This is a genomic window from Frankia sp. BMG5.60, assembly GCF_059428125.1.
On record NZ_CM182091.1, the window covers coordinates 1,760,591 to 1,783,328 of the forward strand.

The window sequence follows — 22,738 nt, forward strand, 5'->3', positions numbered from 1 at the left end:
GGGGGCAGGGTCGCGGACACGGCGGGGTGACGGGGTGCGCGATGGGCAGGGCCGGTGGGAGACGGTCACGCCGTCGCAGTTCCCGCACGAGCGGGAGGCGCTGGAGCATGTCCGGTTGCTGCTGCCGGACGCCGAGCCGTACCGGGCCTGGTCGAACTTCACCTTCACCGCGACCACCGGGCACATCCGCGAGGTCGACCTGCTGGTCGTCGCCCGCGGCGGCGTCTACCTCATCGAGATCAAGAGCCTCGTCGGCCGACTGACCGCGTCCGGGTCGAACTGGACCCAGCACCGCGACTCGGGCAACACCCGGATCTTCGACAACCCGCTGCACCTGGCGAACCAGAAGTCCAAGGAGCTGCGGTCCCTGTTGGAGAACGCCGGCCGCGCGAGCCGGACGAAGATCCCGTTCATCCAGCCGGCGGTCTTCCTGTCGAACCCGACCCTGCGGGTCGAGTTCCCCGACCACCAGCTCCACTGGATCTTCGGACCCGAGCGCGGCGCCCCTGGCGGCAGCGCCAAGAACACCACCACGAGCGGCGGCAGGGGCGGCGCGACGCTGCCGTCGATCTGGTCCGGCCTGCTGGACGCGCCGCTACGCGACGAGCGGCAGCGGGTCACCCCCGGGCTGTCGAAGACCCTGGCCAAACTCCTGCCGGCGGTCGGGATCGCCCGTAGCCGACGTCACCAGCGGGTGGGCTCCTGGCAACTGGAGTTCCCGGCGTTCGACTCCGGCCCGACCTGGCAGGACTACCATGCCGCCCACGCCCAGGTCGCCTCCGAGCGGCGACGGGTGCGGATCTACCTCGTCGAGCGGGCCGCCGGGGAGGCCGAGCGGGCGAACCGAGAGGCGGTCGCCCGTCGGGAGTTCCTGGTACTGCACGGGATCAACCATCCGGGGATCGTCCAGGTCGACGGGTTGGAAGGCCACGAGGCGGGCCCGGCGCTGATCTTCCGCCACCGGCCGGACGAGATGCGCCTGGACCACTATCTCGACCAGTACGGTGACCGCCTCGACGCCGGCACCCGGCTGCACATGATCCGCCAGCTCGCCGAGGCGGTCGCCTACGCGCACGGCCGGCATCTCTACCATCGGGCGCTGGCCGCCCGCAGCGTCCTGGTCGTGCCGTCCGGTGGCCGGGGCCGCCGTGCGGGCGGGAACGGCGGCGGGTCCGGCAACGGGGCCGGCGGGCAGGGCTGGCTCGCACCCAAACTGATGATCAGCGACTGGCAGGCGGCGGCCCGCGACGCCGGCTCGGGCACCGGCGCGCTGACGAGCGCGATGACGACGAGGTCGCTGGAACTGGCGGTGGAGCCCGCGGCCCGGTTCCTGCCGCATCTGGAGCTGGCCGCCGCCGGCTACCTGGCGCCCGAGATCGGCGCCCCCTACCCGGACCCGGTCGGCATCGACGTCTTCGGCCTGGGCGCGCTGGCCTACCTGATCCTCACCGGCCAGCCGCCCGCAGACAGCCCGAACGCGCTGAAGGCGAGGCTGGAGCAGTCAGGTGGCCTGCACCCGGCGGAGGTCGTCGACTCGCTGTCCGAGACGGCGAACGAGCTGGTGGCGCAGGCGACCCGCCCGCTGCCGGACAACCGCTACTCCAGCGTTGGCGAGCTGCTCGACTGGCTGCTGCTCGTCGAGGACGAGTTCACCCGGCCGGACGTCCCGGCGGCCACCCCCGGCGACGGCACCCCCGGCGACGGCACTGTGGGCGACAGCAGCGCGGGCGACAGCGCCGCGGGCGGCCCGCCGGCGGACCCGCCCACGGCGGAGCGGGACGAGCAGGTTGCCGAGGCGGACCCGTTGGAGGCCCAGCGCGGCGACCTGGTCGGTGGCGAGTGGCGGATCCGGGAGCGGCTGGGCACCGGATCGACGAGCCGCGCCTTCCTGGCCCACAACGAGAAGACCAACCGCGACGAGGTCCTCAAGGTCGCCCTGTCCGACGAGCGGGCGGCGCGCCTGGAGCATGAGGCGTCGGTGCTGGGCCGGTTGAACGACTCGCGGGTGATCCGCCTGGCCCGCCCGGACACGCTGGTCATCGGCGGGCGCGCGGTGCTCGTCCTCGACCACGCCGGCGAGCAGACCGTGGCCCGCAAGCTGCGCGAGGGCCGGCTCTCGGTCGACGAGCTGGAAACCTACAGCGACTACTTGTTCGGCGCGGTCGACTACCTCGACGGCGAAGGCGTCGCCCACCGCGACCTCAAGCCGGACAACATCGTCATCCGCCGCCGGCCGAACCGCACCTACCAGCTCGTCCTCATCGACTTCTCGCTGGCCAACATCTCGGTCCGCGACACCGCCGCCGGCACGCCCCGCTACCTGGACCCGTTCCTCGGCGCCGGCACCCGCACCACCTACGACGACCACGCCGAGCGCTACGCCCTGGCGGTCACCCTGCACGAGATGGCCTCCGGCGAGCTGCCGCTGTGGGGCGACGGGTCCGCCGAGGCGCGGTTCACCGCGGGCCCGCCGACGGTGGCCACGGAGGCGTTCGACCCGGCGATCCGCTCCGGGCTGGCGTCCTTCTTCCCACGCGCGCTCGACCGGGACGCGGCGCGGCGGTTCGCGTCACTGAAGGACATGCGCGACGCCTGGCAGGCCGTCTTCCGCGCCGCCGACTCCACCCCGCCGACCCCGAGTGTCCACCCGACGACCGACGGCCCGACGACCGACGGCCCGACGGCCCACGACAGCCAGCCGGCAGACGACAGCAAGCCGGCGGCCGACGGCCACCCGACGACCGGCACGGCGGGCCTGCGCCCCGCCGCCACTGCGGGCACCGCGGGCACCGCCGACGAGCGGGCCGCTCAGCAGGCCCGCGACCTGGCCGCCGCGGCGGCGACCGCCGACACACCGTTGGAGGCCGCGGGCCTGTCGCCACGGGCGGTCTCGGCCGCGCATCGGCTGAACGCGACGACCGTCGACACGCTGCTGGCACTGGGCTCCAAGGAGATCATCAGCCTGCCGGGTACGGGCGCGAAGACCCGCCAGGAGCTCCAGTCCCGGATCCGGCAGTGGCGCCGCGCCCTCGCCCCGGCCCCGGCCCCGGCCGACGCCGCCCCGGCCGGCACGCCGGCCCAGCCGACGCCAGTCGGGCAGCAGCCAGCCGCCACGCCGTCGGCGGTGGCCGTGGCGGTGGACTTCGCCCGCATGCCGGTCGAGGACCTCGCCGACCGGCTGCTCCCCCGCGCCCTGTCCGGTGGGCGCAGCGCCACCGAGCGCGAGGCGAGCCGCCTGCTCCTCGGCCTGCCCGACGCCGCGGGCACGCTGCCGGACGTGCCACTGTGGGCGCCGCAGCAGCAGATCGCCGAGCGGGTCGGGGTGACGTCGGGCCGGATCGCGCAGGTACTGACCGCGCGGCGCAGGGCCTGGCACGCCGACGATGCGGTCCGCTCGGTGCGCGACGAGCTGGTCGAGATCCTCGGCGACGCCGGCCGGGTGATGGGCTTCGACGAGCTCGTCACCGCCGTGCTCGCCCGTCGCGGCAGTGCGCGGCGTTCACCGGCCGAACGCCGCGCGCTCGCCGCCGCCGCGGTCCGCGCCGCCCTGGAGACCGTCGACCTCGACTCCGAACCGCGTCTGGCCCGCCGCAGGTTCTACGAGCGGACGCTGGTCGCACTGGAGGCCGCCGAGGACGACGGCCCGCTCACCCCGGCGGCGCCCGCGCTGTTCGCGTACGCCATCGCCCTGGGCAAGGCCGCGGACCGGCTCGCGCGCGCCGAGGAGTTGCCCGCCCCGGCCACCGTGCTGCGGGAGCTGGCCGCGGTCCGCGCCGCGCCGGCCGCCGGCGATGCCGACGACGAGGGCCTGGCGGACGGCGCCACGCCGGCCGCCGACAGGCTGATCGGGCTGGCCGGGCTGGCCGGGCTGCCGGCGCTCGACCAGCAGCGCCTCGTCCGGCTGGCCGCCGCCGCCTCGCGCAGCGCCGCCACCAACGCCCGCCTGGAGATCTATCCGCGCGATCTGGATCTCGTCCGGGCGCTGCGCCTGGCCCAGGCCGGCGTGCCCACGCGCCCGTCCGCGGTCCCGCCGCGGCCCGGCGGGCCGGATGCGCGGCCCGACCGGCCCGACCGGCCGTTGCTGGACGTCGCCACCATCCGTGAACGGGTGCAGAACCGCTTTCCCGGCCTCGCCACCGCGCTGCCGGCCCATCCGGCGCTCGACGGCCCACTGGCCGCCGCCGGGTTCATCCTCGAATGGGACGCCGCCCGCGACGGCTATGTACCGCCGCACGGCCTGCTCTCCTCTACCGGGCTCGGCTCGCGGGGGACGCCGGTCGTCCGCCAGGCCACCGGCCTGGGCAGCCGGCCGGCGCGCACGATGTTCGACACCCCGGACCGGGCGGCCGCGGCACTCGCCGAACAGCGGCTCACCGCCGCCGCCGAGGCCGGCGGCTTCCGGGCACTCACCGTCCGGCGCAACCACTACCTGGCCGCCCGCGCGGAGCTGACCCGCCCGCACCGGTTCGCCGCCGAGCCGGTCGACGTTGCCGCCGTGTTCCTCGACGCCCTGCACGCCGAGGTCGACCCGCGGCCCAGGCCGACCTGGGCGACGATCCTGCGCGCCGACGCCGCCGAGCCGGGCAGCCGGGCAGCCGGCAACCTCGCCGAATACGTCCGGACGGCCTGGGATCGCGCCGCGCCGCAGCTCACCGCGCGGGTCGACGACGCCCGCCGCGCTGGGCCCGGCGACCGGCCGGTGCCACTGCTGCTGCACGCCGCCGGCGTGCTCGGCCGCTACGACGGCCGCGGCCTGGACGTACTGTTCGCGCTGGCCGAACGGGCCCGCGCTGGTGGCCGACCGGTCTGGGTCCTGTGCCCGACGACCGAACCCACCCGCCCACCACGCCTCGACGGCGCCCTGGTCCAACTGGTCACCGAAAGCGAATGGGTGACGCTGCCCGACGCCTGGGTCACCAACCGCCACCGGGCCGCCGACGAGGAGATCGGCGTGGCCGGGAAGGCGTCCTGATCACGGCTACGCCGCGGCGCGGGGGTGCTCGCCGCGCACTGGCGGCGCACCCTGGGAGTTGCCGTCACCACGCTCGACGAGGATTCCGCCCAGACGATGTTCACCACCGTTGGCGCCCCGGCCGGTCCGGCGCTGGACAACCCCGCTCGCGCGGAGGCGATCCTCGCCGCGCTGCCTGACCGGTACGCCCGCATCCTGCGGCTGCGGTTTCTGGAGGCGTGCACGCTGCGGGAGGCCGCCGACGAGCTCGGGATCACGGTCGGGAACGCGAAGGTTCTCCAGCACCGCGCGCTGCGCAAGGCGGCCCGGCTCGGCGATGAGATGGCCACATGAACGGGCGGGGACTGCGCCGGTTCGTCGAGGACCTGATCGGCCACCGGCGACCCAGACGGTTCGACGCGAGCCCGGAGGACGCCGCCGCCCTGCGCGCGGCGATCACCTTGCGGGCCGCCCGACCCGGCAGCGACGTGCCAAGCGAGGAGTTCGTCGAACGGCTGCACCGGCGCCTCGCCGCCGAGGCCGTTTCCGACCAGGCTGCCTCCAACCAGGCGGCCGCAGACTGGGCCGCCGCCGATTGGGCCGCCACAGGCAGGGCCGCGGCAGGCAGGGCCGCGGCAGGTGGAGTGGCCGCCGACGGGGCCGCCACCGACGGGGCGGCTGCCGACGGGCCCGCCGCAGACAGGGCGGCTGCCGGCGGGACCGGCGCGGGGCGGCGACGTGGGACGCGACGCCGGTTTGTCCAGGTCACCTCGCTGGCGGCCGGCTCCGCGGCGATCGGGGCCGGGGTGGACCGGGCCGTCGGCGAGCGCGGCCCCGGCGGCCCCGGCGGCGCAGACCGGGCAGACCCGTCGGTGGCCGGCCCGGAGCCGGCGACCGGGCCCGGCGGCACCCTGGTTCCCGCCGCCGGCATCTGGCGGACCGTCGCCACCACACAGGACCTGCCGGAGGGCGGAGTGCGTGCCTTCGACACCGGGACCGTGGTCGGGTTCGTGCGGCGGACCGGCGGTCGGGTCCGCGCGACGTCGGGCATCTGCACGCATCAGGGCTGCCGGCTGGCCCTGGACCCGGCGCAGCAGCGGCTGAACTGCCCCTGCCACCGCATGGCCTTCTCGCTGGCCGGCGAGGTCGTGAACTACAAGATTCGCACCCCGCCGCGTCCGCTGCCCAGCCTCACCGTTCGCGAGGTCGACGGCGTCGTGCAGGTCTACGTGCCCCCCACCCCCACGTGAGCACCCAGGCCAACACCCCTTGAACGCCTCCACCCAAGCGCCGCCTGCCGGCCCCGCGACGCTCCACCACGCAGCGCCATCGGCCTGGCGGGGAGGCGTGCGCGGGCGAGGGCCTGCCTGTGCGCTGTCGAGAGTGTGGAGGCGGTTAGGTCCAGGACCTTGCTCGCGGCCGGCGAGGAACTGGGCGAGTGTGCGGGCGGCATCACCAAGGCGGCCGCTTGCTGGTAGGCGACGCGGTTCCCCACTGGAGGTAGCTCAAGAACGCCGAGCCGAGCTCCAGAGGGAGGACGGAACGAATGCGCTTCGGTGCTCGCGGCCGGTCGTCAGGTGGCGCGGCGGGAGGTGGACAGAACGGCGCGGATCATCGGGATCTGCAGCGGCAGACGAGCCCACATGGCGGCGGCCCGAGCGACGTCGCGGGGCTGGCCGCCGCTGCGCCGGGCCTTGGCCGTGGCGTCGAGGGCCGAGTGCAGGTTTCCCGGCCATACCCCGACGAGCACGGCGGCGCTGGCCGGTCCCGCCCACCGGGCCTTCGTCAGCAACCCGGCCGCGCAGACCAGCTCGGCGACGCCGCTGACGTAGACGATCGCCCGGGGGGCGGGCAGCGCCCGCGGTATCAGCGGCTCGAAAACGGCGGGACGCACCAGATGCGTCACCCCGCTGACCAGGAAGGCCCCGGTCATCAACGACGGGCTGGGCCGGGTGAAGCGGACAAGGGTCATGGGGCCCATCGAACCACCGCGAGTGTCAGGCGGCGCCTGAACCGGCCTGGCCTGGCCGGACGGCTGCAAGTCCGAGCAGTTCCGGGACCGGCTGGTCGCCGTCGTCTTCCGCGGTCTCCCCAAGGACGAACCCCGCGCCCGTCAACGCGTTGAGCAGCACGGGTAGCGGGACGTTGACGACCCCGACCCGGGAGCGGATCCCGTCACCGAGCAGAGGATGGTGCTCGACGCGCTGGTGGCGGCGGTAGCCGGGGTGGACGGTGCAGGTGCCCTGGCCGTCGCGTTCGACGAAGACGCCGCCGAAGCAGGGATGCGCGCCGACGACCACCAGGCGTCCGCCGGGCCGCAGCACGCGGTGGGCCTCGGCGAACACCTGAGGCAGGTCGTCGAAGTCAGTGGTCGTCATGATCATAGTGGCGGCGTCGACGGACTGGTCGCCGAGTGGGAGGCGCTCGGCGCTGGCAACCACCGCCGTGAGGCCCTTGCGGCGGGCAAGGTCGATCTGGGACGCGGAGATGTCCACGCCGATTGGCTGCCAGTCCAGGCCGGTCAACGCGGGGGCGTGCGCACCGCCGCCGCAGCCCAGGTCAAGGCACAGACGGCCGTGGCCAGGGCCGAGGAGCCTCGCCAGAAGGCGATCCGCAGCACGGGCGAACGGCAGTCCCACACCCCGGGTCGCATAGGCGTCGTACCAGCCAGCGAAATCGTCGTAGCGCTGCCGCATCTGACAACCTGAGCAGAGACCACCACGCCCCGCCACACAATTTGCCGGCGATCTTGAAGGCCGCGCCGCCCTCGCCGAACAGCGCGACCGGATCCCTGCCAACCACCGAGACCGCTCACACCTCAGAACGCGTTGACCAATCGTCCCGACCCGGGCCATCGCTTCCCCGGCCCGAACCCGGCTACCTGCTGTCTTTCCAGGCCGAGGCAGGCTGACCCTCGACCGCAGGGCGAGCCGGTCGGAGTGGGATCATTACCGGCGGTGCCAGCCACAGGGAGGATGACCGTGTCCAATGCCCCGACCGACCCCGGCCCCGAGCAGGCCCCCGACGCCGATCGGGACGCAGCCTCGCCGGCGGACTCCCACGCCGACGCCGGTCCAGAGCCGGCCGAGCCGCCGCAGGGCGGTTCCGCGGAACCGCCGGATGCGCCATCCGCAGGCCGCCCGCCACTGCGCCCGGTCGACTGGGACGGCTCATTCACCCGCACCTGGCAGTCCCGCGACCGCAACGATGTGATGAACCGCCTCGCCGACGAGCACGAGTTCGAGTCGGATCAACAAGAGCTTGACCAGATGATGCGGGAGTTTCGAGACCGGGCGAATGCGGCGGCGGACGCGCGTGCGCGAGAGGAGCGGGAGCGTGCGGCCGAGCAGTCGGGTGTTGCTAGCGACGCGAGATCGCGCTTGTTCGACAAGTTGGAGGGGTTCGGCCGCCCGTCCGACGATGCGGACACGTCCCCGCACGGTGATGGTGATGGGTCCCCGGACAGACGCTGACGGACCGCCGTGATTGCCAGGTGACAGGCCCAGTCGGCTACGGACCGAAGCGGGAATGCCCGGTTTCGGGTGTCGGCGGTCGTTCGGGTGGGGGCGGTCTGTCTGCGCCCAGGTGAGCGGTGTCGGTGAGAGCGCGGCGGGCGCGGATGGTGTCCGGGTGGTAGGGGCCGTGGTCGCGCATCGCGTCGGTAAGGGCGTCACGGCCGAGAGGAGCGGCATCGGCGTGTCGGCCGGCCTGTCGATAGGTCTCGGCGAGCGTCGTCCGGCTGGCGCGAGTCTCGGGATGGTCCGGGCCGAGGGTGTGGGTCCGGATGGCGTGAACGCGTTCGTTGAGGTCCACGGCCTGGGATAGCCGGCCGGTGTCACGGCATACTTCGGCGAGGCCGGTGGCTGTGCGCAGGGTGCGGGCGTCGGCGACGCCGTCGGTCCGGGCGCGTGCGATGAGCTGGCGTTCAAGATGGTGGCGGGCCGCCTCGGGTTGGCCTGTTCCCCGGTAGTGGGCCGCGAGATCGTCGCGGGCTTCCATGGCGCGTGGGTGGGCACGACCGAGGACGCGTTCGTGGCAGTCAAGGACACCTTCGAGGTGGCGGGTGGCCTCGCCGGGCCGGCCTGCCGCGATATGCGCGGCGGCAAGCCGTTCTCGACTCAGGGTGGTCTTGGGATGATCAGAGCCGAGAGTGCGTTCGCGGCCGGTCAGGGCCTGGTCGAACAGCGGCACGGCGGATTCGGGCCGTCCGGCTTTGAGATGGGTGCGGGCGAGAGCGTGGGCGCTGTCGAGGGTGCGGGGATGGTTCGGACCGACGACATGCTCGCGGCCGGTGAGCGCTTGGTCGAGTTCCCGGGCGGCGTCGTCGAGACGGCCGGCCTGGTGGTAGGTGACGCCCAGTTGGTGGCGGCTGTCGAGAGTGTGAGGGTGGTCAGGGCCGAGGACGCGTTCGCGGGCGGCGAGGGTGGGTTCGGCGTGGGCGAGGGCGTCGCCGGTCGCGCCGATTCGCTCGTAGGTGACGGCGAGATGGTGGTGGGTGTCGAGAGTGTCGGGGTGGTCGGGGCCGAGGATGCGGTGGCGGTCGGTGAGGGTCGTTCGCAGGACTCCCGCAGCCTTGTCGCTGTGGCCGGCGTCGGCGTAGGCCACGCCGAGGTCATGCAGGCTTTCCACCGCGTCCGGATGGTCGGGGCCGAGGACGCGGTGGCGGTCGGTGAGGTTCTGCTGGAACAGGTCGGTGGCGTGGTCGAGGTGGCCGGCTCGCTGGTAGGCGCGGGCTAGGGTTTCGCGGCTGGTGAGGGTGTCGGGGTGGTCGGGGCCGAGGACGCGTTCGCGGTCGGTGGCGTTGCGTTCGGCCAGCGGGCCGGCTTCGGTGAGGTGGTCGGCGTTGAGGGCGGCGCGGATGTGGGTTTCGCGGGCGGTGAGGGTGTCGGGGTGGTCGGCGCCGTCGAGGCGTTCGTGGGCGGCCACCGCGCGGGCGGCCAGCGGTTCGGCCTGCTCGGGATGGCCCTGTTCGGTGAGGTAGGCGGCGGCGTGTTCGGCGAGCCAGGCGGTGTCGGGGGTGTCGGCGGCGGGATCGGTGGCCTCGACGGTGGCGAGGGCGTGCGGGAGAAGTTCGCGCCAGGCCGGCCAGGCTTCTGGGTTCGCCGTGACGTTCTCCGGCAGGGCGGCGTGCAGCGTCCGGCCGAGCGTGGCCGCGAGCCGGTCGGCGTGCTCGGGGCTCGTATCGGCGCGGACAGCCGCGCGGACCAGGGGATGCACGGCCAGCGCGAAGCCATCCCGATGGGCGAGGCCGCTACGTTCCAGGGTCGCCACGGTGTCGGCCAGGTCCAGCGGGTCACCCGCGACCGCGCGCAACTCCCCGTTGCCGATCGCCGCCGGATCGGCGGCGAGCAGCCGCAGCGGCAGCGGCGCGGAGCCGTCACCGTGCGCGACGAGGCGGAGCAGTTCACCGGCGGCCGGCGCGTCCGCGTCGAGGCGGCGCAGCGGCTCGGCCCACAACGTCGACGCGGTGACCCCGGGCCGGCCGGGCGCCTCGCCCTGGCCGAGCACGACGGCCGGCCGCTCGATCAACGCCGCCAGGTACGTCTCCGCCGGCGCGCGGGCTTGGCGGATGCGATGCGCCGCCTGATCGAGCGCGAGAGGATGATCACCGAGCTGGCCGGCGATCCGTCCGGCGACGGCCCGGTCGACCGCCGGCAGCCGGTCGGTGAGCAGCGCGACCGATTCCGCCCGTTCCAGCGGACCGAGCGGCACGACCATGCCGGCGTCGTCCCAGTCGCCGGTACGCGACGTCACCAGGATCCGACCCGACCCGGTCGAGGCCCGTAGCCAGCCGGGCAGCTCGGCGGGGCCGGCCGCGTCGTCGAGGACGAGCAGCCAGCGGCCGTCGGCGGCATCGAGACGGGCCAGGACGGCCGCCGGCTCCGCATGCGCCGGCAGGCCCAGGGCGGGTGCGAGCGCCCGCACCCGTTCGCCGACCAGCTCCGGGCGACCCGCCGGCACCCACCACACCGCGTCGAACCCCATCCGCTGCTGATGGACGTACTCGACGGCCAGGCGCGTCTTCCCGATCCCCGCCAGCCCCGTCACCGCCACCAGCCCGCCGCCCGACATCGCCTCGTCGAGCCGGCCCAGCGCCGGCGCCCGACCAACGAACCGCGCCGCCACCCGCGGCACGTTCCACACCGCCGGCAACTCCCCGGGAAACAGCGCCCCACCAGGAAAACCCGGCCGATCAGGGAAACCGCGAACGCCTTCCGGCCCGCCCGGCACCCTCGGCTCCACCGGCTCCACCGGCTCCACCTGCTCCACCGGACCGACGGTCGATGACGTCCGCCCAGGCACCGCCTCCACCCATCCGGCCGCAAACCGCCCCGCCTCCACCCGCTCGGTCTCGCCACGCGTCGCCTCGCCACGCGTCGCCTCGCCACGCGTCGCCGCGAGCAGCATGGTCTGCGCGGCCAGCGGGCTGCGGCCGACCAGGTCAATCGGGACGAGCTGGCCGAGCAGCCCGGGAATCGGCCGGTCCGTCACCCGCGCAACCAGTAGCCGGCGCTCGCCGCCCATGATCCGCGGGGACCAGGCCGCGCCCCACTCCGTCGGCGCCGTCGGTGAATCCAGGTAGCCGTCCGACACCACCGCGATGGTGTGGCTTGCCCGCCGCGTCACCCCGTCCAGCCAGGAAACCCGATGGGTGCCGGGCACCTCGTCCCAGGCGCCGAGCTGGACGCGATGCCCGGCGTCCTCCAACGTCGCCGCGATCCACTCAGCCCAGCCGAGCCCGTCCGCGGCGCAGGACACGAAGACATCGAGAGCGCGACCATCGCCCCCGCCCGTCACCCGAACAGCATGACACAGTCACCCAAACCACTCGATCCGCCGTGGCGCCCGGATGGGACGGCTGACACGCTCCGTCGCCGATGGCGATCAGGAGCCCCGGGGGGTCTGGAACGATCCTCGGCGGCGATTCCGGGCCTCGACTGCATGCTGATCGTCCCCGCGGGCGTTGTGAGTTCGCCGCATCGGGTGACTTCCGTTGTCATGGCCGGGTCGCGGAACCTGATAGCCCAGTCGTCGGCCTGCGGCAATGAACTTCCAGGTCAAGCGCGTGGTGAACCGCTCGGCCTCCTCGGTTCGCGAGGTTCCGGTCGGCGCCGTGCTGTTCGACCAGCGACACCACGCCTGTTCCGCTGAGATCCATCCAGTTTCCGACGTGCTGACACGAGCTTGGGGCGGGGTACCTACCAACCGGCCGAATCATCTATCCTCAAGTCCGGATTGCCCGATTGCCCCTTCGTGTCATCCCGGAGACGACATGCGGATCCTGCTACAGCCAGCAGCGCAGGGCACACCGGCTGTCCGAGGCAGGTACGAGCGCACCATCCTGACCCCGGTCAGCTTCGCTGAACATGAAGATCTGCTGCCCGCGGAGGATCGGACCGCACTCAAAGAGTTGTTCCCCGAGGGCATGGCGCCGATGTGGGGCCTCACCCCGGGCAAGGGCGGCAGTAACAGGAAAAAGATCGACGCCTTCCATGCAGGTGATGCCGTCTTCTTCTACAGTAGCCGGGCGCTCTTTTCGGGTGGCACCGTCGCCTATCGGTTTCGGAGCCCCGGAGTCGCGCGACGACTCTGGGGTGAGGACGACAACGGGCTCACCTGGGAGTATATGTACGCAATAAGCGATCTTCATCAGGTGCATATACCATTCATTGAGGTCACATCCGTGATCGGCTGGAATCCGACGGCCGTCCTACAGCAGGCGCATGTCGTCACTGACGATGATGCGGACTATCTCGCGGAGCTGTGGGGACTGGATGTTCCGACCGCAGGAATTCCTGTTGACCATTACGAGGTTCCTGACGAACCGCAGTCCTCCGCACCCCTCTTCGAGGGGATTCTTGACCGGGACGTGATGCGAGCCCAGCGCGGCGAGCAGGTGCGCCTGAAGCGTCATCTACTGGCGCTGGGAGCCGATCGCTGCGCTCTGTGCGGGCGCGTTTTCCCCCTCAGATTCCTGGTGGCCGCTCACATCAAGAAGAGATCCGCCTGCGCGGACAATGAACGGCGTGATCTTACCAACGTCGGGATGCTCGCCTGCGTGTTCGGCTGTGACGGCCTATACGAACATGGCTTCATTAGCGTGGATGAGGGCGGGAGCATTCTCGTCGCCGCGGATGCACGGGCAGTACCCACCCTTGCGGACTATGCGGCCGCCCATTTCAGGGGCAGGACAACGCCATGGTGGACACCACGCCGTGAACCCTACTTCGCCTGGCATCGGTCACACACGTTCCGGATGCCGCCGCCGCTCTCCGGCACCCGGCCGTGATCAGGCATTCGTGCGGACTGTCATAGAAAGGCTGGTTGCTCGCTGCAGTACCCTGCATCTCGCAATTTTTCGGGCGATGCCGAATGGAATCGGCGTAGAGCCCGACAGCCTGGGAAGGCAGGGTGATCGCGCGCCCTCCCAGGTCACGTTCCAATGCACCCGTGCTGCACGCCGCGCTCCCCCACTCCTGGCCGTGGGCCACCCTCGCCACCCGCCTCGCCGACCTCCCCGCCGCTGCCACCGTCCTGCGCGAGCCCGTCCGGTTCAGCACCCTGGCCACCTGAACGGACAGGAGAGGTGCCGACCCGCATCCTCAGACACGGGCCGGGCGTGGGCGGTCCGCGGCCGATGATCAGAAGTCGATGGTGGATCTGTCGTCGTAGTACTTCCTGTTGCGGGTCACGAACTCCCGCACGGTCTGCGGCTCGGTTCCGGTCACCGTCCTGACCACGTCGTTGGCGCCCGCGAAAACCCCGTTGACGTAGTCGCTCGCGACCGAGCGCAGGTGCTGGACGGTGTAGTCGTTGAAACCGCGGTTGCGCAACTCCCCGGCGAACTCGTCGATGCTGATCGGCCGGTAGGTAATCGGCCGGCCCAGCGCCCGTGTCATCTCCCGCGCGATCTCGTGGTGGTTCAGCTCCCTCGGGCCGAACAGCGGGTAGATCCGGCCGGCGTGTGACGCGGGGTTCACAAGAATCGCGGTGATGACGCGTGCCTGGTCCTCGGCGGCGATCGGCGCGTGCCGGCCGTCCCCGAAGGGCAGCGGCAGCGATCCGTCCGGCTTGGTAGAAGGACACCAGCCATTCGGCGAAGAACGTCGGGCGCAGGTGGGTGACCGGAACGGGCGACCAGTCCAGAATGCGTTCGGCCAGCCAGTGGTGGCGCGCGGCGTTGCTGATCGCGTCCGGGCGGGCGGAGATCTGGGACATGTTCACGATCGCGCCGACTTCGGCCTCGGTCGCGGCCTGGGCGAAATCGTCGTTGCTTCCAGCAGACCCGGGACAATCGGGTAGCTGAGATAGGCCGCGGTGATGTCGCGGGTCGCGCTGGTGATCACCGCCAGGTCGAGCATGTCCGCCACCGCGATCTCCGCGCCCGCGTCGGCCAGCTTCGCCGACCGCTCGTCCTCCCGGTGCACCAGAGCCCGCGGACCTGTTCGCCGCGTTCACGCAGCCGGCGGATGACGTAAGTACCGACCTTGCCGGTCGCGCCGGCAATCAGGAACTTCTTCGACGACTCGGGCATGACGAGTTTTCCTCAGAAGTCCGGCGGCAGACGACGCACGCCCTCCTCACGATGGACGCCCGAACTGTCGGAGGCCGCGTCTACCCTGGTCCCCATGGTCGACGCGGTCACGCGGGCGGAGGTCCTGGCCTTCCGGGCGCGCGCCCAGCAGCTCGACAGCGCGTCCACCGCGCTGGCCGACGCGGCCGTCCTGGACTTCGGCGTCCAGGACACCGGTCCCGACGGGGGCCGGTGGGCACTGGCGGTGCGCGGGGTCGACGTCCCGGCCGAGGGCGGCGACGAGCTCGCGACGGTGTGGACGCTGCGCGGGGCACCGCACCTCTACCGCCGCGGCGATCTGCCCGCCGTCGCCGCAGCCGTCGAGCCCTTCTCCGAGGCGGACGCCGGAAAACGGATCTTCGACGCGGTCAGACCGCTGCGGGCCGCCGGCATCAGCCCGCTGACCGCGCTGGACGTCGTCGCCGCGGCGATGCGCGAGCTGGTCACCGGCCCGATGGTCAAAGGCGAGGTGTCGAGCCGGCTGACGGAGGTGATGGACGAGCCGTACCTGCGCGCCTGCCGGTCCTGCCGGGCCACCCACCTGTACGAGCAGCCGTTCCGGCTGGCCGCGCTGCGCGCCGGCCTGGAGCTGGCGGCCGGCACCTCTCCCCCGGTCCTGCAGCCCCTTCCCGAGTTCACCCGCGCCGCCTCGGTGCCCGAGCGGTTCGACGTCGTCCGGGCCTGCCTGCGGCTGCTCGGCCCGGCGACCCCGAAGCAGGTGGCGGAGCTCCTCGACGCCCCCGTGAAGGAGGTGAAGGCCCGCTGGCCGGCGGACGCGGTCGAGGTGGCCGTCGACGGCGAGGCCCGGTGGGTGCTGGCGGCGGACGCCGACCGGCTGACCGCGGACCCGGTGCGCACCGTCCGCCTGCTGGGGCCGTTCGACCTGTTCCTGCAGGCCCGGGACAGATCGCTGCTGGTCGGCGACCAAGCGCGGGCGAAGGCCCTGTGGCCGGTGCTCGGTCGCCCCGGCGCCGTGCTCGTGGACGGCGAGATCGCCGGCCTGTGGCGCCCCCGCGCGTCGGGCGCGAAGCTGCGGCTGCTGGTGACCCCCTGGCGGCCGGACCCACCAGCCCTGCGCGCGTCGATCACCGAACAGGCCGAGCGGCTCGCCGCGTTCCGCCAGGCCCGGCTCGTCAGCGTCGACTTCGACGACTGACTCCGGACGACTGACACCGGCAGCTGGGCCCGGCGGCTGGCGCTGACGGGCGACACCTGAACCGCCCCGGGTTCGTGGGAAGCCGGGGCGGTTCGGTGGCGTGCGGGTGCGGGTGCGGGTGCGTGGTTCCTATTCCTTGCGCCGGGGTAGCTGGGTGCGCGCGTCGGCGAGTTCCGGCGTCGCGTGGTAGTCGACGAGGCCGACGACCTCCGGGTAGTGCAGGTCGAAGGCGGGCCGCTCGGAGCGGATCCGCGGCAACGTCTTGAAGTTGTGCCGCGGCGGCGGGCAGGACGTCGCCCACTCCAATGAGTTGCCGTAGCCCCACGGGTCGTCCACCGTGACGATCGGACCCTTCCGGTAGGACGACCACAGGTTGTACAAGAACGGCAACGTCGACAGCGCGAGCACGAAGCTGCCCGCGGTGGCGATGGTGTTCAGCGTGGTGAAGCCGTCGGCCGGGCTGTAGTCGGCGTAGCGGCGCGGCATGCCCCGGACGCCGAGCCAGTGATCCACCAGGAAGGTCGTGTGGAAACCGACGAGCATCGTCCAGAAGTGGATCTTCGCGAGCCGCTCGTTCATCATCCGGCCGGTGACCTTCGGGAACCAGAAGTACACCCCGCCGAAGCCGGCGAACAGCAGGCCGGCGACGACGTAGTGGAAGTGGCCGACGACGAAGTAGCTGTCCGAGACGTGGAAGTCGATCGGCGGGCTGGCCAGCAGGACACCAGTCAGACCGCCGAACAGGAAGGTCACCAGGAAGCCGACGGCGAACAGCATCGGCGCCTCGAAGGTGATCTGCCCGCGCCACATCGTGCCGATCCAGTTGAAGAACTTGACCCCGGTCGGCACCGCGATGAGGAACGTCAGGAAGGCGAAGAACGGCAGCAGCGCCGCGCCGGTGACGTACATGTGGTGCGCCCACACCGCGATCGCCAGCGCCCCGATGCCGATGGTCGCGTAGACCAGCCCCTTGTAGCCGAACAGCGGCTTGCGGGAGAACACCGGGATGATCTCCGTGATCATCCCGAAGAAGGGCAGGGCGATGATGTACACCTCGGGATGCCCGAAGAACCAGAACAGGTGCTGCCAGAGGATGGCGCCGCCGTTGCTCGCGTCGAAGACATGCGAGCCGAACCGGCGGTCGGACTCCAGGGCGATCAGCGCGGCCGCGAGCACCGGGAAGGCGATCAGCACCAGGATCGAGGTGACCAGCAGGTTCCAGCAGAAGATCGGCAGCCGGAACATCGTCATGCCGGGCGCCCGCAGGCACAGGATCGTCGTGATGAAGTTGACCGCGCCCAGGATGGTGCCCAGGCCGGAGACGGTCAGGCCCACCACCCACAGGTCACTGCCGACACCCGGCGAGTAGGCGGCGTTCGACAGCGGCGCGTAGGCGAACCAGCCGAAGGAGGCGGCCCCGTTCGGCGTGAGAAAGCCCGCGGTGACCGTCAGGCTGCCGAACAGCCAGAACCAGAACGACAACGCGTTCAGCCGTGGAAAAGCCACGTCCGGCGAGCCGATCTGCAGCGGGACCAGGTAGTTCGCGAACGCGAACGCGATCGGCGTCGCGAACATCAGCAGCATCAGCGTGCCGTGCATCGTGAACAACTGGTTGTACTGCTCGTTCGAGATGTACTGCAGGCCCGGCCGGGTGAGCTCGGCCCGCATGAACATCGCCAGAACTCCGGCGAACGCGAAGAACAGCAGCGAGACGATGAAGTACATCACGGCGATGTCCTTGTGGGACGTCGTCCGCAGGTACTGCAACAAGCTCCTCACGACCCTGGGCGGGGCCTCGTCCACCGGCGGGTCCGAATGCCCGGCCGGCGTATCGTGCACGAGTGTCACATTCCACTCCCGATCGTGTTGCCGCTGCCGGCGGTGGCGCGCGCGGTCCCGGCGACGGGTGTCACGACCGCCGCCGGGCAGCCCACAATGAATGTGTCGTCACCGTCGGCGGGAACGGGCCCGACGGATAGACGGCCCCGGGCCGCGCGGCTCGGCGCACCGGCTGAAAAACCTGCCGGCGCTGGTCACGTTATCCACGCGCCAGTTGCCACGACCCGGCCTGACGTCCCACAATCGGAGGAACTCCGGCACCCGAACCGGGCGCACAACGTCCTATGCCGGGCCGGCCCGGCATCGGCCGAAGCGCCCTCCACTCCTCTTTCGGCTCGGCCCATGGCCCGCCACCAGCACGTTCCAAGAAGCGGACCGATCAGCGAGTGCCGTGACGCCGCCCGGGACGACACCCGCCAACGATCAGCTCAGCCGTGATGGCCGGCTGACAGGCCGAGTCTCCGACTTCCTTGATCCCCACCCGATCGGGTGGCCCCCACCGTGGCTGCCCGTCCCTCCGGGACCGGTACCCGGCTGGTCAGCCGGCGTGCTCTGCCACGGGTTCGGCCCGCCGAGCGGCCCGCGAGGCGCGGCGGGGCAGCAGAGCCCCAGCCGGCGAGCAGGCCAGCTCGATCACGTCGGTCCCCGAGACCGCCACGGTCCGCGTGAGCGCCACGGTCCGCGTGAGCGCCACGGTCCGCGTGAGCGCGTCGAGCAGGGTCACGACATGCAGGGCGCTGCCGGCGACGGGCGTCATCACGGTCACGATCACGGCTGCCGGTCCGCCGCCGGTTGGCCGCCGGCCGGGCTCGGCGGCCGGGCTCGGCGGCCGGCGGGTGGCGGGTGGCGGGTGGCGGGTGGCGGCCGGCGGATGGCGGCTGGCGGCTGGCGGGTGGCGGGTGGCGGGTGGCGGGTGGCGGGTGGCGGCCGGCGGGTGGCGGCCGGCGGCTGGCGGCCGGCGGGTGGCGGCCGGCGGGTGGCGGGTGGCGGGTGGGTCGTCCTGGCCCTGGGCCGGCCGGGTGACGTCGGACGTCCTGGGCCGGCCGCCCAGTCCAGATCGTCGCCGCGCCGGTCTCCGCCGCGCCGAACCCGTGGTTTCCGCTCGGTCAGGGAATTCGGACGGCTGCGATACAGTCGGGGGGCGTGACATGCACGGACGATGACGGCCGGGCGTCCGGAACACCGACGGAATTCCCAGGATACCGCTCGACCATAGGATAGTGGCCCCTGATGGGAAGTGTGCTCACTGTCAACGTCGCCGTCGTCCGAACCGATCGGTGGACCGGAAGGCAGGGGCGCAGCGGGATCGACAAGCGTCCCGTCGAGGGGCCGGTACACGTCGGCCCGGTCGGCCTGCACGGGGACACCATCTGTGACCTGACATTTCACGGCGGTGCCGACCGGGCCGTGTACGTGTTCGCGCACGAGGATTTCTCCTGGTGGTCGAGTTTTCTCGACCGCGATATTCCTCCCGGTAGCTTCGGCGAGAACCTGACATCGTTGGGGATGGACGTCACCGGCGCGCGGATCGGCGAAATCTGGGCCGTCGGGTCCGCGGTGGTGCAGGTGACCGCACCCCGCATCCCGTGCCGCGTCTTCGCCGGGTTCTGGGATGTCCCCGATCTCATCGCGCGCTTTTCGCGGCGCGGTACGCCCGGCGCGTACCTGCGGGTTCTGACCGAAGGCGAGGTCGCCGCCGGGGACCCGGTCGGAGTTCTGCACCGACCCGGTCACGGAATAACCGTCGGCCAGGTTTTCCGGGCGCTCATGACCGACCCCGACGAGCTACCCGCGCTCGGCGGCATCACGGACCTCCTCCCGGAAGACATACGGGACAGGGTCCAGCGGCGGCTGGCCCGGTCGGATTCCAGCATCGGCGGATAGCGCCCCGATCGCCCGACTGGCGCGCGATCAGAACTTCAGGTACAGGTCGTCCGGGATGATCGGCTGGTGGTAGGTACACGATCCGGACAGCACCGTAGATCCGTGGAGCCGCGACTTGGGAATGAGAATCTTGTCGCCGTCGGTCAGAGCGATCTTGTGGGTGACGTTGTTCCAGAAGTGCATGTCACCCGACTCGATCATAACCAGTCGGTGCTCGTCGTGGACGTGCGTCGTCGACGTCTCGTCGCACGACTCGACGAACGTGTCCAGGTCGACCTCGATCCCCTCGGTCGTGAGGTAGGCGTCGATGGCCTGCGCCTTCGCCTTGTACTCCTCGATCGAGTCCGCCCAGGCCAACTGCGCGGCGAGGTCGCGGTCCCACCGGCGGGCGAGTTCGGCGGCGTCGGTGAAACCGGCGTGGAAGGCGGTCAGGGCCGCGTCCCCGGACAGCGCGAGCAGCGGCGTGAGCAGCGTGCCGACCAGGTCGTCCAGGGTGTCCAGGGTGTCCAGGGTGTCCGGGGTCAATGCCGGCGGTCGCGCGGTGAACAGGGCCGGCCGCTCGCCGAGGCCGTCCTCGACCGCGTCCGCCCAGGCGGTGGCGACGACCGCGTCGTCGATGCGCTGGTGCACGAACGCGCCGAGCAGTTCGGCGTGCCGGTGCGGCGAGCGGGACAGCAGGTGCAGATGGTTGCCGCGGGCCAGCGAGGTGTTCAGGTAGAGCTGCCAGTACGCCCCGACCGTCGGGGTGAGCCCGGCCGCGGTGAGCAGCGCCGTCCACGCGGACGAGTCCGCCACCCAGCGCCGGTAGTCGTCGAGCAGCAGTTCCCGGGCGACGCAGTGGGCGGGGTCGTACTCGCCGAGCGACGCGCGGGCGGTCGCCGCGCGTACCGCGGGCAGGTATGCCGAGAGCTGCAACAGCGCGAACGTCGTCGCCTCGCGCCGGTCGCGGGTGCCGCGCAGCACCGCGAACGTATCTCCCGGGCGGTCCCGGCGTTCCTCCCAGTAGCCGCGTAGTTCGCCCAGCACCCCGGCGGGCGACGGACCGGCCGGCGGGGAGGGGCGGTGGGACGCCAGGAACGAGAACAGGTGGCGTTCGAGGACCGGTTGGGCGAGCGCGCCGCGCAGCCGGTTCGCCGCGCTGTAGAAGTCCGCACCGTCGCGATCGGCCGCCGCGTTCCGGTTCGGCGGCAGGTACAGCAGGTCCGCGTCGTAGATGTTGCGCAGCATCCGGTGCCCGAGCAGGCCCGAGAGCCTGAGCGTGTCGTCCGGTCCCAGCGCGGTGCCGTAGTCCAGCCAGGCCAGGTCGGCGGGCCGGACCGGGCGGCGGTACGGGTCGTCCTCGGTGGTCAGCTCCTCCCACTCGGCCGGGCGGAAGGCGGGGTTCGACGCGAACGAGCGCACCAGCGCGTGCGCGCCCGGACCGTCCTGAGCGGCCTGCACCCGGCGGGCAACGTCGTCGATGTCGAGGGAGCGCTCCGGGGCGGTGAGCCCGGCCGGCGCCGTGGTCTGGTCCGAAATCATGGAGTTCCTCCCCTGGCGGGGCTGGTCGTTGGCGGCGGGTGGGCCGGGCGCGGCGAGCGCGCGCCGATCGATCTTGCCGGCCGCGGTCAGCGGCAGCTCGGCGACGTCGACGAAGGTGTCCGGGACCATGTGCTCGGGAAGCTGTCCGGCGAGGACCGCCCGCAGGTTCGGCGGGCCGCCGGCCCCCGCGCGCACGCAGTACGCCCGCAGCTCGTCGTCGTCGCCCGCCTCGCCGGGGACGACGACGACGGCGGCGTGGCGGATTCCGGGCTGGCCGCACAGGACGTTCTCGATCTCCTCCAGCTCCACCCGGAAGCCACGGATCTTCACCTGGTTGTCGGCCCGGCCGAGGAACTCGATCTCCCCATCGGCACGGAACCGGCCCAGGTCCCCGGTGGCGTACATCCGGCCGCCGGGGACCGGGCTGAACGGGTCGGGCACGAACTGGTCCGCGGTGCGACGCGGGTCGTTGAGGTAGCCCCGGGCCAGCGGCAATCCGCTGATGAACAGCTCGCCGGCCGCGCCGAGAGGCACGGGGTTGTAGTCGGCGTCCAGGACCCGGATCTGGGTGTTCGGGTTCGGCCGGCCGATCGACACGCGGGCGGTGGCCTGGTCCGGGTCGAACACCCGGCAGGAGACCCCGATCGTCGCCTCGGCCGGGCCGTAGCCGTGGTAGAGCCGGGCCCGCCACCGCTCCCGGAAGCGCCGGTAGGCGTCGTCGCGCAGGACCTCGCCCCCGCACCAGACGTGCCGCAACGAACGTCCCGCCTCCTCGGCGTCCGGACATTCGAGCATCGCCCCGAGCGTGGCCGGCCCGACGTAGCAGAACGTCACCGCATGCGCGTGAACGATCGCGAGCAACGCGCCCGGATCCGTCTCGGCGCCGGGCGGCGCGATCACGATGCGTGCCCCGGCGACCAGCGGCAGGAAGATCTCGTTGATCGAGATGTCGATGCTCAGCGGCGCCTTGTGCAGGACGGTGTCGGCGCCGGTGAGGCCCAGCAGGTCGATCTGCCAGCGCAGCCGGTTGCAGATCGCCTGATGACGGATCATCACGCCCTTGGGCGTCCCGGTTGAGCCGGAGGTGTAGATGACGTAGGCGAGGTTCTCCATATCCACGGCCGAGTACGGCTCCCCAACCGAGTACGGGTCGCCGGAGCTCGGGTCGTCGCCCGGGACCGCCCTGACGGACGTGCCGGCGGACGTGCCGGCGGACGTGCCGGCGGACGTGCCGGCGGACGTGCCGGCGGCGGTGGCGAGCCGGCCGGCCGGGTCCAGCCGGAGCAACGGCACGAAGCCGGCGCCGGCCGACAGCTCCGGCGGGGCGCCGGCCGTCCCGGCCACCACCGCCGAGATCCGGGCCTCGTCGGCCACCGCGCTGACGCGTCGGGCCGGCCAGGAGGCGTCCAACGGAACGAACGCGCCGCCGGCCCGCAGCACGCCGAGCAGGGCCACCACCTGGGCGGCCGAGCGTGGCAGGCATACGCCGACGGTCACCTCCGGGCCGACCCCGACCGCGCGCAACGACGCGGCGAGGGCCTCGGCCCGCCGTTCGAGGTCGGTGTAGGTGAGGGTGACGACTGTGTCCGCCTCCCGGTTCGCCGGGTCGACGACGGCGGTCGCATCCGGTGTTCGCCGGGTCGCCTCCGCCACCAGGGCGGTGAGCGAGCGCCCGACGAGCGGGTCCACCCGCCCGCTGGAGAAGTCGTCCGCGTCCGTTCCCCGCTGGGCGAGGTCGGTCCCGCCCCCGGCGGCGTCGCCCGATGGACCCGACGGGTGGCTGGAAGGCCGGCTCGTGACCATGGTTCCTCCC

Annotated in this window: 16 protein-coding genes; 8 read left to right on the forward strand and 8 right to left on the reverse strand. The window is 72.5% G+C overall.

Going from position 1 to position 22,738, the window contains the following annotated elements:
* The first annotated feature begins 34 nt into the window (after window positions 1-34).
* The 3 genes from pglW to AC5R91_RS07070 are packed head-to-tail and all read left to right on the forward strand — an operon-like array spanning window position 35 to window position 6,201.
* Window positions 35-4,972 carry a BREX system serine/threonine kinase PglW gene (gene pglW, locus AC5R91_RS07060; protein WP_495396339.1) on the forward strand — a complete coding sequence of 1,646 codons (4,938 nt, stop codon included), beginning with the start codon at window positions 35-37 and terminating at the stop codon, window positions 4,970-4,972.
* Between the two features lie 24 nt (window positions 4,973-4,996).
* Window positions 4,997-5,305: a sigma factor-like helix-turn-helix DNA-binding protein gene (locus tag AC5R91_RS07065; RefSeq protein ID WP_495396340.1), complete on the forward strand. Its 309-nt coding sequence runs from the start codon at window positions 4,997-4,999 to the stop codon at window positions 5,303-5,305.
* The gene (locus AC5R91_RS07070; RefSeq protein WP_495396341.1) at window positions 5,302-6,201 is read left to right on the forward strand and encodes a Rieske (2Fe-2S) protein; all 900 of its coding nucleotides are present in this window, start codon (window positions 5,302-5,304) and stop codon (window positions 6,199-6,201) included. Before AC5R91_RS07065 ends, AC5R91_RS07070 begins: the two co-directional genes overlap by 4 nt.
* Before the next feature lie 323 nt (window positions 6,202-6,524).
* Here the strand turns inward: AC5R91_RS07070 and AC5R91_RS07075 are convergent, their stop codons facing one another.
* Together AC5R91_RS07075 and AC5R91_RS07080 are read right to left on the reverse strand one after the other, a co-directional pair.
* A complete protein-coding gene (locus tag AC5R91_RS07075; protein ID WP_495396342.1) occupies window positions 6,525-6,923 on the reverse strand; it encodes a DoxX family protein in 399 nt (132 codons plus the stop codon).
* Window positions 6,924-6,948: 25 nt separating this feature from the next.
* Complete coding sequence (locus tag AC5R91_RS07080) at window positions 6,949-7,647, reverse strand: class I SAM-dependent methyltransferase (RefSeq protein WP_495396344.1); 699 nt, start codon at window positions 7,645-7,647, stop codon at window positions 6,949-6,951.
* Window positions 7,648-7,932: 285 nt separating this feature from the next.
* Between AC5R91_RS07080 and AC5R91_RS07085 the strand changes: the two genes are divergently transcribed.
* Window positions 7,933-8,424, forward strand: a complete 492-nt coding sequence (locus tag AC5R91_RS07085; protein ID WP_495396345.1) for a hypothetical protein — start codon at window positions 7,933-7,935, stop codon at window positions 8,422-8,424.
* A 37-nt stretch (window positions 8,425-8,461) separates the two neighbouring features.
* Here the strand turns inward: AC5R91_RS07085 and fxsT are convergent, their stop codons facing one another.
* Complete coding sequence (fxsT, locus tag AC5R91_RS07090) at window positions 8,462-11,749, reverse strand: FxSxx-COOH system tetratricopeptide repeat protein (RefSeq protein WP_495396346.1); 3,288 nt, start codon at window positions 11,747-11,749, stop codon at window positions 8,462-8,464.
* 247 nt (window positions 11,750-11,996) lie between these two features.
* Here fxsT and AC5R91_RS07095 point away from each other — a divergent pair, with 247 nt between their 5' ends.
* Complete coding sequence (locus AC5R91_RS07095; protein ID WP_495396347.1) at window positions 11,997-13,241, forward strand: hypothetical protein; 1,245 nt, start codon at window positions 11,997-11,999, stop codon at window positions 13,239-13,241.
* A 122-nt stretch (window positions 13,242-13,363) separates the two neighbouring features.
* The gene (locus tag AC5R91_RS07100) at window positions 13,364-13,525 is read left to right on the forward strand and encodes a hypothetical protein (RefSeq protein WP_495396348.1); all 162 of its coding nucleotides are present in this window, start codon (window positions 13,364-13,366) and stop codon (window positions 13,523-13,525) included.
* A 68-nt stretch (window positions 13,526-13,593) separates the two neighbouring features.
* Here the strand turns inward: AC5R91_RS07100 and AC5R91_RS07105 are convergent, their stop codons facing one another.
* The gene (locus AC5R91_RS07105) at window positions 13,594-13,932 is read right to left on the reverse strand and encodes a hypothetical protein (RefSeq protein WP_495396349.1); all 339 of its coding nucleotides are present in this window, start codon (window positions 13,930-13,932) and stop codon (window positions 13,594-13,596) included.
* A gap of 240 nt (window positions 13,933-14,172) precedes the next feature.
* Window positions 14,173-14,379, reverse strand: a complete 207-nt coding sequence (locus AC5R91_RS07110; protein ID WP_495396350.1) for a hypothetical protein — start codon at window positions 14,377-14,379, stop codon at window positions 14,173-14,175.
* A gap of 201 nt (window positions 14,380-14,580) precedes the next feature.
* Between AC5R91_RS07110 and AC5R91_RS07115 the strand changes: the two genes are divergently transcribed.
* Window positions 14,581-15,681, forward strand: a complete 1,101-nt coding sequence (locus tag AC5R91_RS07115; protein WP_495396351.1) for a winged helix DNA-binding domain-containing protein — start codon at window positions 14,581-14,583, stop codon at window positions 15,679-15,681.
* Window positions 15,682-15,810: 129 nt separating this feature from the next.
* Here AC5R91_RS07115 and ctaD read toward each other — a convergent pair whose 3' ends face one another.
* The gene (gene ctaD / locus AC5R91_RS07120; RefSeq protein ID WP_495396352.1) at window positions 15,811-17,529 is read right to left on the reverse strand and encodes an aa3-type cytochrome oxidase subunit I; all 1,719 of its coding nucleotides are present in this window, start codon (window positions 17,527-17,529) and stop codon (window positions 15,811-15,813) included.
* Between the two features lie 529 nt (window positions 17,530-18,058).
* Window positions 18,059-18,292: a hypothetical protein gene (locus AC5R91_RS07125; RefSeq protein ID WP_495396353.1), complete on the reverse strand. Its 234-nt coding sequence runs from the start codon at window positions 18,290-18,292 to the stop codon at window positions 18,059-18,061.
* A gap of 458 nt (window positions 18,293-18,750) precedes the next feature.
* Between AC5R91_RS07125 and AC5R91_RS07130 the strand changes: the two genes are divergently transcribed.
* Window positions 18,751-19,404 carry an MOSC domain-containing protein gene (locus AC5R91_RS07130; RefSeq protein ID WP_495396354.1) on the forward strand — a complete coding sequence of 218 codons (654 nt, stop codon included), beginning with the start codon at window positions 18,751-18,753 and terminating at the stop codon, window positions 19,402-19,404.
* A 27-nt stretch (window positions 19,405-19,431) separates the two neighbouring features.
* On the opposite strand, the gene AC5R91_RS07135 is transcribed toward AC5R91_RS07130, so the two are convergent.
* Window positions 19,432-22,728 carry an amino acid adenylation domain-containing protein gene (locus AC5R91_RS07135; protein WP_495396355.1) on the reverse strand — a complete coding sequence of 1,099 codons (3,297 nt, stop codon included), beginning with the start codon at window positions 22,726-22,728 and terminating at the stop codon, window positions 19,432-19,434.
* Window positions 22,729-22,738 lie beyond the last annotated feature (10 nt).

Excerpts from the sequence above, each read along its gene's own strand:
- AC5R91_RS07095 (WP_495396347.1), top strand. The coding sequence starts at position 11,997 with ATGAACTTCCAGGTCAAGCGCGTGGTGAACCGCTCGGCCTCCTCGGTT.
- AC5R91_RS07115 (WP_495396351.1), top strand. The coding sequence starts at position 14,581 with ATGGTCGACGCGGTCACGCGGGCGGAGGTCCTGGCCTTCCGGGCGCGC.
- AC5R91_RS07070 (WP_495396341.1), top strand. The coding sequence starts at position 5,302 with ATGAACGGGCGGGGACTGCGCCGGTTCGTCGAGGACCTGATCGGCCAC.
- AC5R91_RS07130 (WP_495396354.1), top strand. The coding sequence starts at position 18,751 with ATGGGAAGTGTGCTCACTGTCAACGTCGCCGTCGTCCGAACCGATCGG.
- AC5R91_RS07075 (WP_495396342.1), bottom strand. The coding sequence starts at position 6,923 with ATGACCCTTGTCCGCTTCACCCGGCCCAGCCCGTCGTTGATGACCGGG.
- AC5R91_RS07135 (WP_495396355.1), bottom strand. The coding sequence starts at position 22,728 with ATGGTCACGAGCCGGCCTTCCAGCCACCCGTCGGGTCCATCGGGCGAC.
- AC5R91_RS07080 (WP_495396344.1), bottom strand. The coding sequence starts at position 7,647 with ATGCGGCAGCGCTACGACGATTTCGCTGGCTGGTACGACGCCTATGCG.